This is a genomic window from Duganella sp. S19_KUP01_CR8, assembly GCF_036688705.1.
Lineage (GTDB): Bacteria > Pseudomonadota > Gammaproteobacteria > Burkholderiales > Burkholderiaceae_D > Rugamonas.
This window is the reverse complement of the sequence record NZ_JAQQPR010000014.1, coordinates 1-17,734: the sequence shown is the minus strand read 5'-3', so window position 1 is coordinate 17,734 and position 17,734 is coordinate 1. Positions and strand designations below refer to the sequence as shown.

Below are 17,734 nucleotides of genomic sequence, written 5' to 3'. Positions count from 1 at the left end.
ATGGACCAGGACCGCCATGTAGCTCTGATACGGCAAGCGCTGGCCTCGCACCCTGCCTTGGACATGCAAGAACTGGCGCGCCTGCTGGAACCGCAACTGGCCGCGCTGGCCGAGATGGAAGCGGAAGTCCTCCAGCTGCGCTCGGCCAACGCCCTGCTGCGCAAGGAAAACCGCCAGCAGCGCGGCAACGTCGGCACCTGGCGCGACAAGCGCACGGCGCGCCTGGCCGGCTTGCAGCGCGAGCTGCACGCCGACCTGCAAGTGCAGCTGCGGGCGCCGTCCGAAGACCAGGCCGCCCGCGACCAGCAGGAACTGACCGAGCAGATCCTCGACCAGCTGCCCATCCCCATCTTCCTCAAGGACCGCGACGGCCGCTTCCTGCGCTTCAACAGCCGCTTCGAGGAGTTCACCCAGCGCTCGCGGGCGGAAATCCTCGGCCGCACGGTCGATGAATTCGCCACGCCGCGCTGGGCCGCCGCCACCCACGAGGAAGACGAACTGGCCTGGTCGTCCGGCCGCATGGTCACCACCGAGCGCCGCATGGCCACCTTCGATCCGCCGCTCGACGTGCTGGTCAGCCGCAAGGTCATCAACAGCGGCGGGCTGTCCTACATGCTGGGCTACTTCATCGACATCAGCGAACAGCGCGCCGCCCGCGCCGCCATGCAGCACGCGGTCGAATCGGCCGAGGCGGCCAGCCGCGCCAAGAGCGAATTCCTGGCCAATATGAGCCACGAGATCCGCACGCCGATGAACGGCATCCTCGGCATGACCGAGCTGGTGCTGGAGTCCGACATCGACGCCCACCAGCGCGCCGATTTGCTGCTGGTGAAGGCCTCGGCCGACGCGCTGCTGCACATCGTCGACGACATCCTGGATTTTTCCAAGATCGAGGCGGGCAAGCTGGACATCGAGGAAGTGCCGTTCGACCTGCGCCAGCTGGTCGGCGACACGCTGCGCGCCATGAGCCTGCGGGCGCGGCAGAAAGGGCTGGCGCTGGCGGCCGAGATTCCGCCGGAACTGCCGCGCATCATGAAGGGCGACCCGGGCCGCCTGCGCCAGGTGCTGCTCAACCTGGTCGGCAACGCCATCAAGTTCACCGGCGAGGGCGGCGTGACGGTGCAACTGGCTATCGCCGCCGAGCACGACGACCGCAGCGAGATCGTGTTCGCCGTGCGCGACACCGGCATCGGCGTGCCGCCGGAAAAGCAGCACATGATCTTCGAAGCCTTCGCCCAGGTCGACGGCTCGACCACGCGCGAGTACGGCGGCACCGGCCTCGGGCTGGCGATCTGCCGCCGGCTGGTGATCCTGATGCAGGGCCGCATCGACGTCCACAGCGCGCCGGGGCGGGGCAGCGTGTTCAGCTTCACCGTGCCCTTGCTGCACACCGGCGTGGCGCAGGCCGCGCCCTTGCCGCCGCTGGCCGTGCTGGCGCCCGGACAAAACCTGAACCGCAGCGCCAATGACGGCAGTCTGCTGGCCGGCGAAGGCGATCTTGCACCGGCCGCGCCTGCGTCTGCCGCTGCGCGCGGCGGCCTGCGCGTGCTGCTGGCCGAGGACAACCCGGTCAACCAGCGGCTGGCGATGCGGCTGCTGGAAAAACTGGGCCACCGCGTCACGCTGGTCGACAGCGGCCTGGCCGTGCTGGAGCGCGCCGGCCAGGGCGACTACGACCTGATCCTGATGGACGTGCAGATGCCGGGCCTGGACGGCCTGGCCGCCACCCGCCAGATCCGCCTGCGCGAATCGGCGCAGGGCGGCCACGTGCCGATCATCGCGATGACCGCGCGCGCCATGACCGGCGACCGCGAGCGCTGCCTGGACGCCGGCATGGACGACTACCTGGCCAAGCCGGTCGACAGCCAGCAGCTGCGCGAGATGCTGCTGCGCTACCAGCCGGACATCGGCCAGCAACTGCTGGACTGGCGCGGCGCGCTGCAAAGGCTGGACGGCGACGCCGAACTGCTGCTGGAACTGGCCGCGCTGTTCCTGCACGACGGCCCGCAGCTGTGGCAGGACCTGTGCACGGCGCTGGCCTCGGGCGACATGCAGCGCAGCACGCGCGCGGCGCACAGCCTGAAGGGCGTGCTGGTCAACTTCGGCGCGGCGCGCGCGGTGGCGCTGGCCGAGCAGTTGTCGGCCGCGCTGCACGCCGGCCAGCCGTGGCAGCTGGCGTCCGGCCGGCTGGAGCCGGCCTTGCAGCAAGTCTACGTGGCGCTGAAGGACTTGATAGACGGCGGCATCGACGCCATGTCCGCGCCACCGGCGTGAAATCCGTCGTTCCCGCGCAGGCGGGAACCCATGCTGCCGTGCCGATCACGCGGCGTATGGAGGGAATTCATGCAATGCATGGATTCCCGCCTACGCGGGAATGACGAGGTTTTGCGACTCTGGATACATGTGCCGGCGCGACCACGGCAGCGTCGCGCTGCGCTGGCCCGCCTTGCGGCCGACGATCTGGTACAGGCTGATCCAGTCCTGCTCGAAGGCATAGCTGCACCCGGCCAGGTAGACGTGCCAGATGCGATAGCGCTTGTCGCCCGCCAGCGCCTGCACGCGTTCCGTGTTGGCCTCGAAATTGTCGGTCCAGATGGCGCAGGTGCGGGCGTAGTGGCGGCGCAGGTTTTCCACGTCGGACACTTCCAGCTTGCCCTGCTGCATGGCCTTCAGCACATGGCCGATGTGCGCCAGCTCGCCTTGCGGGAACACGTATTTGTCGATGAAGGCGCCGCCGCCGTAGGGCGTTTCGCCGTTGTCCGGATCGGTGGTGGTGATGCCGTGGTTCATCACCACGCCGTCCGGCGCCAGCAGCTTGTGGATGGTGGCGAAATACTCGGTCAAATGCTTGACGCCCACATGCTCGAACATGCCGACGCTGGTGATGCGGTCGAACTGGCCGCGCACGTCGCGGTAGTCCTGCAGGCGGATCTCGACCAGCTGCTCCAGCCCGGCGCGCCGCACGCGCTCCTTGGCCAGCTCGTACTGGTTTTCCGACAGCGTGATGCCGATGCAGCGCGCCTGGTACTGCTGCGCCGCGCGTATCACCAGCGCGCCCCAGCCGCAGCCGATGTCGAGCAGCGTCTGGTTCGGCCGCAGCTCGATCTTGCGCAGGATGTGGTCGATTTTCTTGGCCTGGGCGCTGGCCAGGTCCTCGTCGCCGTGCTCGAAGTAGGCGCAGGAGTACACCATGGCCGGATCGAGGAACTGCTGGTAGAACTCGTTGGAGACATCGTAGTGGTAGCGGATCGCCTCGGCGTCCTGCTGCTTGCTGTGGCCCATGCTGCGCACGATGCGGGCGAACTTGCCCTCGGCCTTGAGCGTGGTGCGCGCCAGCGCGTTGACGATGGCGATCATGTCGTGCGCGCGGCCCTTGACCTCGATCGCGCCCTCGACATAGGCCGCGCCCAGGTTGGACAGCGACGGCGTCAGCAGGTAGCGCGCCGCCGAGACATTGGGCAGGCGTATCGTCACGCGCGGCGCCTCGCTGGAAAAGTCGATCTGTTGGCCGTTCCACAATTCGATGCGCAGCGGCAGCGCGATTTGCTGGCGGATGCCGGCGATCCAGCTACTGAGACGGTTTTGTACGAACACGATCACACCTCCGAGTCCAGAAACGAAAAGACCACCGCAAGCGATGGTCTGGTGTCCTGCGACGGGGCGGTCCGCTTAAGGCTGCAGGCGCTCCTTCACCCAGCTTCCATCTGCCTGTTTCACATACACGATCCGGTCATGGAAACGCGAGCGGCGTCCCTGCCAGAACTCGATGCGCACCGGATCGAGGCGATAGCCGCCCCAGTTCTCCGGCCGCACCGGATGCTCGCCGCCGACCGCGGCGGCCGCATCGTAATTGGCTTCCATCTGTTCCCGGCTGGCGATGCGCGCGCTTTGCTGCGAGGCGATCGCCGCGATCTGGCTCTTCACCGGCCGGCTGTAAAAGTACTTGTCGCTGTCCTCGGCGGAGGTCTTGACGACCTTGCCTTCTATCCGTACCTGGCGTTCCAGCTCGCTCCAAAAGAATAGCAGCGCGGCGTGCGGGTTGTCGCCCAGTTGGCGGCCCTTCTGGCTGCCGTAGTTGGTGTACCAGGTGAAGCCGCGCGCGTCGTATTGCTTGATCAGCACGATGCGCGAACTGGGCTTGCCTTCCGCGTCCACCGTGGCCACGCTCATCGCGTTCGGTTCGTTGACCTTGGCGTGCATGGCCTCTTCAAACCACTTGCCGAACTGGGCGATCGGATCGTCCAGCACGTCCTGCTCCGTCAAACTGGCGCGGCCGTAATCGAGGCGCAGGTCGGCCAGCACCACGCCGTCCGCCACCGCGTTGGACACCGCCACCTGCCGCTGCTCCGGCACCTGGCTTTGCGGCAGCTCGGGCGTGATGCCGCGCCGCACCTGCATCGCGCTGCCCAGCTGCGCCATCTGCTCGGGGCTGAACAAACGCTTGGCCATCGGCGCGATGTTGGTTTCCTCGGTGACCATGTGGGCCGCGTAGCTGTCGCAGAAGCGCTGCACCTGCTCGGCCGACAGGGCGCTACTCTGTCCGTTGGCTATTTGATCAAGTTGCGAATTAATTATATGCCAGTCTTTGTCCATTTGCTGGTGGTCGGCCAGGATGCCGGGCACCAGCTCGGCCAGCAGCGCGGCGTCGGCGTCGCGCGCGGTCGCTTGCAGCATCGGCACCAGGTTTTGCTCCTCGTCGTCGTGGTGCAGCGGGGCCGCCTGGTTGAAATATTTCTGCACCGCCTGGGCGGCTTTCTGCGCCTCGGCGTCGGCGCCGTGCTTGGGCAGGTGGGCCAGCAGTTTTTGCAGGGTCTCCAGCTGCTTGCGTATGCGGTCGTGACAATGTTTCAAGACTGCTATCGGCTGGCTGAAGTCGGGGGCGGTGTCGTGCAGGGAAATGCTCATGGGAGGGCGTTCTGGCTGGGTGGGAAAGTCATTCTAAAATAATTTTCGCGGCGGCGTCCGTTAAAATGTCGGCATGAACTCCATAGCACCTACCCAATTCGACGATGTCGACTTCGAACGCCGCTTCGGCGGCATCGCCCGCCTCTATGGCGAACGCGCGCTGGCGCGCTTCCGCACCGCCCACGTGTGCGTGGTCGGCACCGGCGGCGTCGGCTCCTGGATCGTCGAGGCGCTGGCCCGCAGCGCCATCGGCCAGCTGACCCTGATTGATCTGGACAACGTCGCCGAGTCCAATATCAACCGCCAGATCCAGGCCCTGGGCAGCACCGTTGGCCAGGCCAAGATCATCGCGCTGGCCGAGCGCATCGCCGACATCAACCCGTTCTGCGTGGTCAACCAGATCGAGGAATTCGTCACGCCGGACAACCTGGAACAGATGCTGGGCGCCGGCAACTATGATTTCGTGGTCGACGCCATCGACGACGTCAAGGCCAAGGCCGCGATGATCGCCTGGTGCCGCCAGCACACTATGCCGATGATACTGATCGGCAGCGCCGGCGGCCAGACCGACCCGACCCAGATCGCCGTGCGCGACCTGGCCCGCACCGAGCAGGAGCCGCTGCTGAAAAAAGTGCGCAAGGTGTTGCGTAGCCAGTACGGTTACCCGCGCGGCGAAAAGACCAAGTTCCACGTCGACGCCGTGTTCTCGATGGAGCCGCTGAAGTTCCCGGAGACGGCCGAAGTGTGCGCGGTGGACGGCGACGAGCGCGCCGGCGGCGTCACCGGCCTCAATTGCGCCGGCTTCGGCTCGGCGATGGTGGTCACAGCCACCTTCGGCATGGTGGCCGCCAGCCAGGTGCTGCGCAAGCTGGCCGACAGCGTGCAACCTGCGGTAGCGCCGGCCGAAACGATTTAGATTTTATGCAGCTGGCGATGCGGGTTTGCTATCATGGTGCGCGCTGGCACGGGGACCGTGCTATCCACAGACCACATCGAAAGAATAAAACCATGACGCGTAGTTCCGTATTAGTAGCAATGCTGTGCGCGCTGGCGGCCTCCGTGGCCCAGGCGCAGACCCCGACCGCGCCAGTCGCTCCGGCCGATGTGCCGCCGCCGCCACCGATGGTGGTGGGTTCGGCCACGCCCGGCCCGGCCGCCGAGCAGCTGATCGTCACCGACACCAAGCTCGGCACCGGCAAGGAAGCGACCACCGGCTCCACCGTCTACATGCACTACTCGGGCTGGCTGTATCGTCCGCTGGCCAAGGCCATGCACGGCAAGCTGTTCGATTCGTCGATTCCGCGCGGCGAGCCGCTGGACTTCGTGCTGGGCGCCGGCCGCGTCATCAAGGGCTGGGACCAGGGCATCCAGGGCATGAAAGTGGGCGGCAAACGCACGCTGATTATTCCGTCGGAACTGGCCTATGGCTCACGGCCGACGCCGGGTAGCGGCATTCCGCCGAATTCCGCGCTGATCTTCGATGTCGAGCTGGTGGACGTAAAATAAAGGCGTAGACTGGAACCTCTGCCCCTACCCGGAGGTTCCTGATGAAGATAGCCAACGACGTAACCGAACTGATAGGCCGCACCCCGCTGGTGCGGCTGAACCGGTTGGCCAAGGGCGGCACCGCCCAGGTACTGGCCAAGCTGGAATACTGCAACCCGGCCCATAGCGTCAAAGACCGCATCGGCCTGTCCATGATCGAAGCGGCCGAAGCGGCCGGCCAGATCCGTCCCGACACCGTCATCCTCGAACCGACCAGCGGCAACACCGGCATCGCGCTGGCGATGGTGTGCGCCGCGCGCGGCTACCGCTGCACGCTGGTCATGCCGGACACCATGAGCCGCGAGCGCCGCATGCTGCTGCGCGCCTATGGCGCCGAGCTGGTGCTCACGCCCGGCGCCGAGGGCATGCTGGGCGCGATCCGCAAGGCCGAGGAAATGGCCGAGCGCGATCCGCGCTACCTGATGCCGCAGCAATTCAACAATCCCGCCAATCCCGATGTGCACCGCCGCACCACGGCCGAGGAAATCTGGGCCGACACCGACGGCCGCGTCGACATCCTGGTGGCCGGCGTCGGCACCGGCGGCACGATTACCGGCGTGGGCGAGGTGATCAAGGCGCGCAAGCCGGAGTTCCGCTGCATCGCGGTGGAGCCGGAGGCGTCGCCGATGCTGGCCAAGGGCACCAAGGGGCCGCACCCGATCCAGGGCATAGGCGCGGGCTTCGTGCCGGCCGTGCTCAATACCAAGGTGTACGACGAGATCATCGGCGTGAAGAACGACGATGCGTTCGCTACCGCGCGGCTGGCGGCCAGCCAGGAGGGACTGCTGGTGGGGATCTCCTCCGGCGCCGCGCTGTGGGCGGCGCTGCAGGTGGCGCGGCGGCCGGAGAATGCGGACAAGATCATCGTGACGATCATCCCGTCCTTTGGCGAGCGCTATCTGAGCACGGCGCTGTACGCCAATCTGGCGGACTAAGCTGCTGGACTAGACGGCGTCAGTGCGGCTGCTCTTGCAGGCTGCACTCGTGCGCGGTGGTGCCTAGCCGTACTTGCAGCGTGCTGTGGTCGATGGAGAATTCCTCCTTCAGCTGCGCGCTGATGGCGTCCATCGCGGCGTCGCCGGGATGGCCGGCCGGCGTCACCAGCTGCGCCGTCAGCGCGTTTTCGGTGGTGCTCATCGACCAGATGTGCAGGTCGTGCACGTCCGTCACGCCGGGTTGCGCGCGCAGGAATTGTTCGACGTCGGCGTGGTCCAGGTTGTCCGGCACGGCGGCCAGCATCATGCGCATCGCTTGCTTCAGCAGCGACCAGGTGCTGTAGACGATGATGGCGACGATGACCATGCTGACCAGCGGATCCAGCCAGTTCCAGCCGGAGTAGCGCACGATCACGCCTGCCACCAGCACGCCCAGCGAGATCGCGGCGTCGGCCGCCATGTGCAGGTAGGCGCCGCGGATATTGATGTCGTCCTTGCTGCCGGACATGAACAACCACGCCGAGAAGCCGTTGACCAGGATGCCCACGCCGGCCACCACCGAGACGGTCAGGCCGGCCACGGGTTCCGGGCGCACCAGTTGCTGTACCGCTTCCCACGCAATGCCGCCGCAGGCCGCCATCAGCAGCATGGAATTGAACAGCGCCGCCAGCATCGAGGTGCTGCGCAGGCCGTAGGTATAGCGGCCGTTCGGCACGCGCTTGGCCAGGATGGCCGCGCCCCAGGCCAGCATCAGGCCCAGCACGTCGGACAGGTTGTGGCCGGCATCGGCCATCAGCGCGGTGGAGTTGGCCAGGAAGCCGTAGAAGAATTCGATCGCCACGAACACCGTGTTGAGCACGATGGCGATGGCGAAGGCGCGGCCCATGGTGTTCGGATCGCCGTGGTGGTGATGGTGGCCGCCGTGGCCATGGTCGTGCCCGTGATCGTGGCTGCAGGCCTTGGCCTTGCCTTTGGCCGGCGCGTGGTCATGGCCGTGATCGTGGTCATGCTCGTGATGGTCGTGATCGTGGTCGTGATGATCGTGGTGCTTGCTCATGCTTCGTTCCCGTTGGAAGGTTCTGCGATATGTTCGAGCATATCGTTGAGTACGCCGCTGATGTGGGCGTCGGCGGCGGAATAGAACACTTGTTTGCCCTGGCGCTCAGACTTGACAATGCGCGCCGCGCGCAGCAAACGCAAGTGGTGGCTGACCAGCGAGCTGCTCAGCTCCAACGAGGATGCGATGTCGCTGACGGCGATCGGCGCCGCCACGCAGGCCAGCACGATGCGCAGGCGCGTTGGATCGCCCAGCAGATGGAACAAATCGGCCAGCTGGGCAATCGCGGGATCGCAAACGGAATAGTCGTGTTGGCAGCTCATAATGCTAACAAGTGAATAGGTGTTCACATGTTAGCATGGAACTGCGGGCCAGGCTACTGGTCGAGTTCCACCACCGCCTTGCCCAGGCCCGTGCCGGCGTCCAGGTAGCGGTGGGCGCTGGCGATGTCGGCGAAGGCAAACACCTCGGCGGGGCGGGCGTGGTACAGGCCTTGTTCCACCCGTTCGACGATGTCCTGCAAGGGCAGCCGGTCCAGCTCGAACCCGGGCGTGCCGAACGCGAAGCTGCCGAAAAAGCTCAGCTGCACGCGCGGCGGCAGGTGCTGCAGCGGCAGGAAATTGCCGAGCGGTTCCAGTCCGCCGAGGAAGCCCGCCTGGCAAACGCGACCCGGCCGCGCCGCGACCGCCAGCGAGTCGAGCAGGGTGGTATTGCCGATCAGGTCCAGCACCGCGTCGACACCGGCGGGCGCAAGCGCGCGCACGGCGCCGGCCACGCTGGGCTGCTCTTCAATGATGTCGCGCGCACCGTTCTTTTTCAGCACGGGGCCAAGCTCCACCGGGCGGCGCGTGGTGGCGATCACCTGCGCCCCCATGTGCGCCGCGATATTGCAGGCCGCCTGGCCCAGCGCGGAGCTGGCGCCGCGTATCAGCAAGGTCTGTCCGGGCCGCAGTTCCAGGTTGTCGTGCAGGCAGGCCCAGGCGGTTGCATACGATTCCGGGATGGCGGCCAGCTCCGCCCACGGCAACGACGAGCGCAGCGGCACCACATTGGTGGCTGGCACGCACACATACTCGGCATAGCTGCCGTTGATGCTGCGGCCCATGCCGCCCATGATGGCGGCGACCTTCTGGCCCGGTCGCAAATCGGTGCCGGGCGCGCTGGCCACCTCGCCGACGCATTCGATGCCCGTCACCCTTGCGACCTCGCCCCACAAGCCGCGGCGCATATAGCTCTCGGCGCGGTTGAGGCCAAACGCCTTGACGCGGATGAGGACCTGGCCGCTGGCCGGCACCGGCGTGGGTAGCTGAATCACTTGCAACTGTTCTGGACCGCCGAACTGGGCGATGTGTATGGCGCGCATGAGGGTTCTCCTGTTGATGATCGAAGCGTCACTGTAGGGAAGAACACATTCGGATAAAATTGAATAATTCCGTCTATCTTTGTAGGATTTATGAACTCTGTTGGTTTTACCCTGCAAGAGTTGGCATGTTTCCTGGCGGTGGCCGAGCTGGGTAGCTTCCAAAAGGCGGCGGTGCGGCTGCATCGCTCCCATCCCAGCGTGTTTGCCGCCGTTGCCAGCCTGGAGCGGCAAATGGGGCTGGCGCTGCTGGACCGCAGCGGCTATCGCGTCGCCGTGTCCGCCGCCGGGCAGGCCTTCGTCGAGCAGGCCCGGCAGCTGCTCGACAGCGCCCGCCAGATGGAAATGCAGGCCCGGCAGATCGCGCTGGGCGAGGAGGTCAAGCTGACCGTGGTGATCGGCGACCTCTGCCCCTTGCCGGCCACCTTGCGCCTGCTGCGGCAGTTTTTTGCACAGTGTCCGGCGACTCGCCTGGACCTGCATTTCGAAGCCCTGTCCGGACCGTGGGAGCGGCTGCACAGCGGCGAGGCCGACCTGATCTTCCACCACCTCGACCAGGCGGACATGCGCTTCGACGCGCGCCCGTGGCAGCGCGTCAAGCTGGTGCCGGTGGTCGCGCCCGGGTTCCTGGATTTCCCGCTGGACGCAGCCATCACGCCCGAGATGATGCGGCCCTACGTGCAATGCATGATCCGCGACAGCGCGCGCGACAGCCCGCCGCGCGACTACTTCGTGGTGGACGGCGCGCGCCGCTGCACCGTCGCCGACCAGTTCATGAAGCGCGAGGTGATCTTGCAGGGCATGGGCTGGGGCCACATGCCCGGCTACCTGGTGGACGAGGACCTGGCGCAGGGAAGGCTGTTGTCGATCGCCGGAAATCATTTCCGCGAAAGCGAACTGGAGCTGGTGATCGCGCGCCGCCGCGATATCGCCCACGGCCCGGTCGCCACCCGGCTGTGGGAGCATCTGCTGGCCGGCCTGGCCTAGCCGCCGGTTTCTTCCCGGCCTTGGCGGATGCTCGAGACGATGATGTTTTCGTACAGATCGTACTGGCCGGCCGGCAGCACCGGCCGCAGCGTTTCCAGGCTTTTGCCGGCGCCAAAGAGCCGTTCGGCCACCCAGCCGACCAGATACAGCGCGGCCAGGCAACCGCCCGCCGTCGCCACGTTGCCGACGCTCATGAACGGCCGCTCGTCCGGCTCCACGCCGGCCGCGCGCAGCGCGCTGCGCGCATCGGGATGGGTGGTGGCCCGCCGACCCGGCAGCAAGCCCAGCTGCGCCAGGATGAAGGCGCCGCCGCAGATGGAGCCGATCAGCTGCCGCGTGGGGTCCAGTTGAAACGCGTTCACGAAGTCCGGGTCCGCCAGCGCCGCCGGCACGCCTTGCTTGCCGCTGGCGAACAGCACCACGTCGGCCTGGTTCGCCTCGGCCAGCGCGCCGTGCGTGTCCACCAGCAGCCCGTGGGCGGAGCGCAGCTGGCCCTGCTTGCCGACGATGCGCACGCGCCAGTCGTGGCGATTGCGGCCGAGGATATCCCACATCAAAAACAGGTCGATGTCGGTGAAGTTGTCGAAGGCGACGAGGGTGATGGTCTTCATTGCGGCTCCATGGTTGGGGTAGGAAGCCGCAGTCTAGCCATGCCGGTGCTACCATACACAGTCTGTATGTTTTCGGGAGGAGACGAGTGCTAACGCGTGACCATTGGATAGCCGCGGGCTTCGATGCCCTGGACCACGACGGCGATGCCGGCATCTCGGCCGAGCGCCTGGCGCGCCGCCTGAATGTGACGCGCGGCTCGTTCTACCACCATTTCCGCAGCCGCAATGATTTCGTCCATGCCTTGCTGGCGGCGTGGGAAGCCGACTACGCCGACCGCATGCTGGCCCATGCGGCCGCCGGCCGCAGCCTGGAAGAGGTGCTGCAACGCTACCTGGCGATCGCCGCCGAAAAACAGCCGGGCCGCGAAACCGCCATCCGCGCGTGGGCGCGCCACGACCCGCTGGTGGCCGGCTATCAGCAGCGCGTCGACCAGACCCGGCTGACGTTCGCCATCGACGCCTGCCGCACCCGCGCCGATGCATCGGTGGACGCCGACCTGGTGGGCCGGCTGGCGCACCTGTGCCTGATCGGCGGTCAGGAATCCGGCGACCGCATCCAGCCGTCCGCGTTTGCGCGGCGCGTGCAGGATGCCTTGGCCCTGCTGGGAAAATCGCCCTTCCTCCACCGTGCATAAGCCCGCGCTGGACCTGGGCCTGCTGGCGCGCTGGCTGGCCGGATGGAGCCGGCCGCGCACTGTACGCCAGCCTCGGCTGGCGAGTGCTGGCGCCGTACTCGACGGCCGTGCTGGCCGGCGGCTGATTTACTGCTGCAACGCCGCCTGCCGCCGGGCGCGGCTCATGAATGCGGCGCGTCCTGGGCGGACTTGGCCAGTTTGTCCCGCAGCTCCTGCAGATTGCCGTCCGTGCTGGAGTAGGCGCTGATCATCTGCGTCAGCATGCGGTAGATGGCCTTGGGATCGCCTTCGCCCATCTGTATGTCGCTGACCGTGTTCAGCATGGCCGCGCCGTTGAGGAAGTTGTTGCCGCCGCTGCTGCTGATCGATTGCACGTCGCGCATGTTGGCGTAAATGCCGGAGTAGCGCTCCAGCTGTTGCTGCGGCATCCAGCTGACCGCCTGGCTGGCGACCGCCACTTCCCACGCTTCGCGGCGCAACGACGGCGTCATGACGCTGAGCCCCAGCTTGTGCTGCTGCGTCAGCTGCTTGATCAGCAGCTGGCCATCGACCTTGTCCTTGATGCCGGCCAGCAGCTGCTCACGCGCCAGCTGTATTTTTTTCAGCTGATCGTTGTTGTGGCTCAGCGCTTCGTCGAGCTCCTTCACATTGACCTGGATTTCGGCGTCGATCTTGACGGCGGCTTCATGCGCCAGGTGGCGGTGGTGCAGCGTCTGCACGCCATGTTCCAGCGCCAACGCGGTGGCGATACTGATCACGATCATCAAATATTCGCCACCGAATTCCTTGATGGTCTTGGCCTTGGGGACTTCAAAGTGCATGCATCTTCCTTATTTTTGCAGTTCGGTCTGTAGCTGTTCGCGCACTTTCGGATCCAGCTTCTGGATTGCCTTGTTCAGCTTGTCGGCGCTGGCCAGCGCGGCGCTTTGTTCCGCCGACAGCCCCGGCTTGAAGAAGGCCGCCTGGCCGCCGAGCACCAGCAGCGCGCTGAGGATGGCGACGCCGGCGGCCGCGCCCAGCAGCCGCAGCTCGCGCGGCGTGATGGCCGATGCTTGCGTGGCGATCGGCCGCACCGGGCCGGAGGCGGGCGCGGGCGCGTAGGCGGAGGGTGTTTCGGCCCCGGCTGCCGCCGGTTCGTTGGTGGCGTCCAGCACCACCGGCTTGCGGCCGCCGGCCTGCTGCGCGCCCAGTCCGCCGGCCGTCCTGGCGTGCTGCACCAGTTCCTGCGAGGCGGCGTCGATCAGCGCGATGTGGCGCTCGACCGTCTCGGCCAGCACCGCCTCGTTCAGCGCCACCAGCGCGAACACCGGATCGTCGATGTCGATCTTGACGCCGGTTTTTTCAAAGACCAGGCTGCGCAGCTTCTGCTGATCCATGGCGGCTTACCACTCCACTTTGTCGAGTTGCTCGAACAAGTCGCGGAACACCACCTTGATGCGCTGCTTTTCCATCAGGTTGAACTTGTCGCTTTCCTTGACCTCGTTGGCGGTCAGGCGGGCCGTGTTCATCTTCTTGATGTCGGCGCCGAAGGTGTCGGCGTTGCGCGCCGACAGCACGATGCGGCCCTTCACGCGCGACGAGTTGTCGGCATAGGTCTGCGATTCGGTGAACTGTTTGCCGGACGCCGATTGCAGCAGGCCGAAGTGCTCGTTTTCCCACAGCACCAGCGGCACCTTGGTCGACTTGGCGGTGGAGACGAAGCCCATGGCGGTGTCGTGCAGCGTGTCGCCGCCGCCGACGATGGTGTGGATGTAGACCTTGCGGCCCGATTCCTCCAGCAGCGAGAAGCAATCGTTCTCGATCAGGTAGCCCATCAAAGGGGAGAAGGTGTTGGCGCCGTTGTCGATGACGCAGTTGCCGTCCTCTTCCAGGATGTCGATCATCAGCGCGTCGAAGCGCTTGGGGTCGATGTTGCGGCTGTCGGTCATCACCGGCACATGCTTGACGTCCATCGCCTTGTAGCGCGAGAAGGTCGCGTTCTCCTGGTCGGTGTCGTAGCAGCGCAATGGCGTCTCGTCCTTGCCCGCGATCCACTGCGCCAGGATGGTCGACACCAAGGTCTTGCCGATACCGCCTTTACCTTGGAGAATAAAATGTACCGAATTTTGCATCAATCACTCCTGAATCGCTCGAATGCGTCGAGAGTAATTGTTTTGTGGCGGGATGGCAACCGCCAGCGCCGTTTAACCGCCCATTCAGTCAATAAAGCGTAGCAGACCCTGCAACGCATGGATGACGGTCTGTTCGCGCACCGCCTTGCGGTCGCCGGCAAACACCAGCCGCTCGGTGTGCACGGTGTCGCCATTGGCCCAACCGAAGCATACGGTGCCGACCGGCTTGCCCGGCACGGCGCCGGTGGGGCCGGCGATGCCGGTGGTCGAGACCGCCAGATGGGCGTTGCTGGCGCCCAGCGCGCCGCTGGCCATGGCCGCCGCCACCTCTTCGGACACGCTGCCCATCTGCGCGATCAGCGCGGCCGACACGTCCAGCATTTCAGTCTTGGAGGCGTTGGAATAGGTGATGAAGCCGCAATCGAACCAGGCGGTCGAGCCGGCGATCTCGGTGATGGCCTGGGCCACGCCGCCGCCGGTGCACGATTCCGCGGTGGCCAGGATCAGGCCTTTCGCTTGCAGGGACTTGCCGACTTGCGCGGCCAGGTCGAGGATGGTGTCGCTGTTCGAATTCATAAGGATCTCCTTCTGTTGCGGCAATCTGCGGGCTGGCTTCCACTCTACCATGCAGTGTGCAATCGATGCCAGCGATGCACGGATGATTTGCCTGAACAGCAACATGCCAGAAAACATTAGACCGTCGATTTGAACTTGCGTACACTCAAAGGATAGCCCGGTCGCCGCTGCCCAAACACCGCAGCCGTGCGCCGCCCATTGGGCAAACTGTTAAGCTTGCTCAGGAACAGGAAGCGGTCCGAACCGGCCATGACGCCGGCTCATCGGGGACCGCACGGAGGCGCATCCCATGATCAGCCAGACCGACATCTTAAAAGCCAGCATCCTGATCGTCGACGATCAGCCGGTGAACGTGGAATTGCTGGAGTTCCTGCTCAGCTCCACCGGCTACACCCACGTCAGCGCCACCACCGATCCGCGCGTGGTGGCCGGCTGGCACGCCGAACACCAGTACGACCTGATCATCCTCGACATGCAGATGCCGGGCATGACCGGCTTCGACGTGATGGAGGCGATCCGCCCGCTGGAGACCGAGGCCTGGCTGCCGGTGCTGGTGGTCACCGCCCAGCCCGACCACAAGATCAAGGCGCTGGAACTGGGCGCGCGCGACTTCGTCAGCAAACCGTTCGACCCGGTCGAGGTGCTGACCCGCATCCGCAACATGCTGGAAGTGCGCCTGCTGCACCGCGAAACACGCGGCTACAACACGCTGCTGGAGCAGACCGTGCGCGAGCGCACCGCCGAACTGCAGCGCTTCCGCAGCGCCATGGACGCCACCGCCGACGCCATCTTCCTGCTGGACGCCACCAGCGCCGAGCTGGTCGACGTCAACGACGGCGCCTGCCGCATGCTGGGCTATCCGCGCAGCGAGATGCTGGGCCAGACCGCCAGCCGCATCGGCCTGGGCGCGCCGGCCGCGCTGTGCGAGCAGGCCGAGCGGTTGATCGCTTTCGCCGCCGCGCTCGGCCCGGCGCGCGTGCCCGAACTGCTGGAGCTGGAGCTGATGCGGCGCGACCTGATCGCGGTGCCGGTGGAGCTGTACTGGCAGTTGTTGCAGCGCTCCGGCCAGCCCACCATCCTGCTGGGCGTGGCGCGCGACATCAGCGAGCGCCGCCAAGCCGAGGAGCTGTTGCAGCACATGGCCCACTACGACAGCCTGACCGGCCTGCCCAACCGCACGCTGTTCTTCCAGACCCTGACCGACGCCGTCGCGCTGGCGCAGGAAAAGTCGTGGCGCATCGTGGTGTTGTTCATCGCGCTGGACCGCTTCAAGAACATCAACGATTCGCTGGGCGCGGCGCTGGGCGACGAGCTGCTGCGCCAGTTCAGCAACCGGCTGGTGCAGTGCGTGCGCATCCGCGACACCGTCGGCCGCATGGGCGGCGACGAGTTCGCGCTGATCCTGACCATGACGCGCGACCAGCAGGACGCGGTGCACATGGCCAACGAGGTGCGCGAGGCGCTGCGCCTGCCGTTCGACCTGGACGGCCACCCGGCCGCGCTCAGCGCCAGCATCGGCATCGCCATGTACCCGGACGACGCCACCGATCCGCACACCCTGGTCAAGTACGCCGACACCGCGATGGAGCGCGCCAAGCAGGCCGGGCGCGACGGCTACCGCTTCTTCACCGCCGGCATGAACGTGCAGGTGCTGGCGCGGCTGGACATGGAGCTGGCGCTGCGCCGCGCGCTCGAGCACAACGAACTGCTGCTGCACTACCAGCCCAAGGTCAACCTGCACACCGGCGAAATCGCCGGCGCCGAGGCGTTGCTGCGCTGGCAGCGGCCCGGCTGCGGCATGGTGTATCCGGCCGAGTTCGTGCCGGTGCTGGAAGATACCGGCCTGATCGTGCGGGTCGGCGCCTGGATCATCGACGCCGCCTGCCGCCAGATCGGCACCTGGCTGCGCAGCGACGTCGGGCCGGTGCGGGTGGCGGTCAACGTCGCCAGCCGCCAGTTCATCGAGGGCGACCTGGAGCTGATGGTGCGCAGCGCGCTGCTGCGCCACGACGTCCCGCCCGAGCTGCTGGAGCTGGAGCTGACCGAGACCGCGCTGATGACCAACACCGAGCGCACCATCAGCGTGCTGACCAACCTGAAGGCGCTGGGCGTGAAGGTGGCGATCGACGACTTCGGCACCGGCTATTCGTCGCTGGCGTATCTGCAGCGCTTCCCGATCGACAAGCTGAAGATCGACATCGCCTTCGTGCGCGACATCACCACCAACCCCAACGACGCCGCCATCGCCCAGGCCATCATCAGCATGGCGCACAGCCTGAAGCTGCGGGTGATCGCCGAAGGGGTGGAGACGCGCGCCCAGCTGGAGTACCTGCGGCGCAGCCGCTGCGACGAGATCCAGGGCTATTATTTCAGCCGGCCGGTCGCGCCGCTGGAGATGGGCCAGCTGGTGCTGTCGGGCCAAAGCCTGCCGCCGGACCCGGAGCAGGACGGCCAGCCGGCGCAGACGCTATTGATCGTCGACGACGACGTCAACGTGCTGTCCTCGCTGCACCGGCTGTTCCGCCGCGACGGCTACCAGATCCTGACGGCGGCCACGCCGGGCGAGGGTTTCGAGATGCTGGCGCTGCACGCGGTGCAGGTGATCGTGTGCGACCAGCGCATGCCGGTCATGAGCGGCACCGAGTTCCTCAGCAAGGTCAAGGAGATGTATCCGGAGACGATACGCATCATCCTGTCCGGCTACACCGGGCTGGACGCGGTGCTCGATTCGATCAACCGCGGCGCCATCTACCGCTTCTACACCAAGCCGTGGGACGACACCCAGCTGCGCGACAACATCCGCCTGGCCTTCCACCACTACTGGCTGATGCACGGCAGCGGCCGTCTGGTGGGCCATCCGGGCGAGGACGTCACCGCGCTTCAGGAAGTGAAGTGATCGAAGCTGTGTAGTTGCAAGTCGAGCGCGGCGCCGGCGGCGTCCACCAGGCGCAGGCCGGGCGCGGCCTCGATGCGGCCGACGCGGGTGACCGGCGTGGCCACGCTGGCGGCCGC

17 protein-coding genes and 1 pseudogene are annotated in these 17,734 nt (G+C 66.4%); 7 read left to right on the top strand and 11 right to left on the bottom strand.

Features of this window, described 5'->3' with window-relative positions; translation table 11 throughout:
- Positions 1 to 2,274 (top strand): ATP-binding protein, encoded by a 2,274-nt coding sequence (locus V6M89_RS15290; RefSeq protein WP_332853963.1) that lies wholly within the window; start codon positions 1 to 3, stop codon positions 2,272 to 2,274.
- 90 nt (positions 2,275 to 2,364) lie between these two features.
- Here V6M89_RS15290 and V6M89_RS15285 read toward each other — a convergent pair whose 3' ends face one another.
- Positions 2,365 to 3,594: a cyclopropane-fatty-acyl-phospholipid synthase family protein gene (locus V6M89_RS15285; protein WP_332853962.1), complete on the bottom strand. Its 1,230-nt coding sequence runs from the start codon at positions 3,592 to 3,594 to the stop codon at positions 2,365 to 2,367.
- A 75-nt stretch (positions 3,595 to 3,669) separates the two neighbouring features.
- Positions 3,670 to 4,905 carry a pyridoxamine 5'-phosphate oxidase gene (gene pdxH / locus V6M89_RS15280; RefSeq protein ID WP_332853961.1) on the bottom strand — a complete coding sequence of 412 codons (1,236 nt, stop codon included), beginning with the start codon at positions 4,903 to 4,905 and terminating at the stop codon, positions 3,670 to 3,672.
- A gap of 73 nt (positions 4,906 to 4,978) precedes the next feature.
- Between pdxH and tcdA the strand changes: the two genes are divergently transcribed.
- The 3 genes from tcdA to cysK all read left to right on the top strand — a co-directional run bounded on the left by tcdA (position 4,979) and on the right by cysK (position 7,385).
- Positions 4,979 to 5,821, top strand: a complete 843-nt coding sequence (tcdA, locus tag V6M89_RS15275) for a tRNA cyclic N6-threonylcarbamoyladenosine(37) synthase TcdA (protein ID WP_332853960.1) — start codon at positions 4,979 to 4,981, stop codon at positions 5,819 to 5,821.
- Positions 5,822 to 5,940: 119 nt separating this feature from the next.
- Positions 5,941 to 6,411, top strand: coding sequence for an FKBP-type peptidyl-prolyl cis-trans isomerase (locus V6M89_RS15270; RefSeq protein ID WP_332854099.1), 471 nt, complete (start codon positions 5,941 to 5,943; stop codon positions 6,409 to 6,411).
- A gap of 41 nt (positions 6,412 to 6,452) precedes the next feature.
- Positions 6,453 to 7,385: a cysteine synthase A gene (cysK, locus tag V6M89_RS15265; protein WP_332853959.1), complete on the top strand. Its 933-nt coding sequence runs from the start codon at positions 6,453 to 6,455 to the stop codon at positions 7,383 to 7,385.
- Between the two features lie 19 nt (positions 7,386 to 7,404).
- Here the strand turns inward: cysK and V6M89_RS15260 are convergent, their stop codons facing one another.
- Genes V6M89_RS15260 through V6M89_RS15250 form a run of 3 tightly spaced genes read right to left on the bottom strand, consistent with a single transcriptional unit; the run spans position 7,405 to position 9,805 of the window.
- The gene (locus V6M89_RS15260) at positions 7,405 to 8,442 is read right to left on the bottom strand and encodes a cation diffusion facilitator family transporter (RefSeq protein ID WP_332853958.1); all 1,038 of its coding nucleotides are present in this window, start codon (positions 8,440 to 8,442) and stop codon (positions 7,405 to 7,407) included.
- Positions 8,439 to 8,765 carry an ArsR/SmtB family transcription factor gene (locus V6M89_RS15255; RefSeq protein WP_332853957.1) on the bottom strand — a complete coding sequence of 109 codons (327 nt, stop codon included), beginning with the start codon at positions 8,763 to 8,765 and terminating at the stop codon, positions 8,439 to 8,441. Before V6M89_RS15255 ends, V6M89_RS15260 begins: the two co-directional genes overlap by 4 nt.
- Before the next feature lie 53 nt (positions 8,766 to 8,818).
- A complete protein-coding gene (locus tag V6M89_RS15250) occupies positions 8,819 to 9,805 on the bottom strand; it encodes a zinc-binding dehydrogenase (protein ID WP_332853956.1) in 987 nt (328 codons plus the stop codon).
- Between the two features lie 90 nt (positions 9,806 to 9,895).
- Here V6M89_RS15250 and V6M89_RS15245 point away from each other — a divergent pair, with 90 nt between their 5' ends.
- Positions 9,896 to 10,789 (top strand): LysR family transcriptional regulator, encoded by an 894-nt coding sequence (locus tag V6M89_RS15245; RefSeq protein WP_332853955.1) that lies wholly within the window; start codon positions 9,896 to 9,898, stop codon positions 10,787 to 10,789.
- On the opposite strand, the gene V6M89_RS15240 is transcribed toward V6M89_RS15245, so the two are convergent.
- Positions 10,786 to 11,400 carry a DJ-1/PfpI family protein gene (locus V6M89_RS15240; protein WP_332853954.1) on the bottom strand — a complete coding sequence of 205 codons (615 nt, stop codon included), beginning with the start codon at positions 11,398 to 11,400 and terminating at the stop codon, positions 10,786 to 10,788. The two genes, V6M89_RS15245 and V6M89_RS15240, sit on opposite strands and share 4 nt — an antisense overlap.
- Positions 11,401 to 11,486: 86 nt before the next feature.
- Between V6M89_RS15240 and V6M89_RS15235 the strand changes: the two genes are divergently transcribed.
- Positions 11,487 to 12,035 (top strand): TetR/AcrR family transcriptional regulator, encoded by a 549-nt coding sequence (locus tag V6M89_RS15235; protein ID WP_332853953.1) that lies wholly within the window; start codon positions 11,487 to 11,489, stop codon positions 12,033 to 12,035.
- A 161-nt stretch (positions 12,036 to 12,196) separates the two neighbouring features.
- On the opposite strand, the gene V6M89_RS15230 is transcribed toward V6M89_RS15235, so the two are convergent.
- The 4 genes from V6M89_RS15230 to V6M89_RS15215 form a co-directional block, all read right to left on the bottom strand.
- Positions 12,197 to 12,856, bottom strand: coding sequence for a hypothetical protein (locus tag V6M89_RS15230; protein WP_332853952.1), 660 nt, complete (start codon positions 12,854 to 12,856; stop codon positions 12,197 to 12,199).
- Positions 12,857 to 12,865: 9 nt separating this feature from the next.
- Complete coding sequence (locus V6M89_RS15225) at positions 12,866 to 13,411, bottom strand: hypothetical protein (protein ID WP_332853951.1); 546 nt, start codon at positions 13,409 to 13,411, stop codon at positions 12,866 to 12,868.
- Between the two features lie 6 nt (positions 13,412 to 13,417).
- Positions 13,418 to 14,146, bottom strand: coding sequence for a hypothetical protein (locus V6M89_RS15220; protein WP_116992176.1), 729 nt, complete (start codon positions 14,144 to 14,146; stop codon positions 13,418 to 13,420).
- Between the two features lie 84 nt (positions 14,147 to 14,230).
- Entirely contained in the window at positions 14,231 to 14,722 is a 492-nt protein-coding gene (locus V6M89_RS15215; RefSeq protein WP_116992177.1) for a CinA family protein, read from the bottom strand.
- A 289-nt stretch (positions 14,723 to 15,011) separates the two neighbouring features.
- On the opposite strand from V6M89_RS15215, the gene V6M89_RS15210 reads away from it, so the two are divergent.
- Complete coding sequence (locus V6M89_RS15210; protein ID WP_332853950.1) at positions 15,012 to 17,618, top strand: EAL domain-containing protein; 2,607 nt, start codon at positions 15,012 to 15,014, stop codon at positions 17,616 to 17,618.
- Here the strand turns inward: V6M89_RS15210 and V6M89_RS15205 are convergent.
- Positions 17,603 to 17,734, bottom strand: a pseudogene (locus V6M89_RS15205) (thiamine-phosphate kinase); the annotation flags it as partial. The gene V6M89_RS15210 and the pseudogene V6M89_RS15205 sit on opposite strands and share 16 nt — an antisense overlap.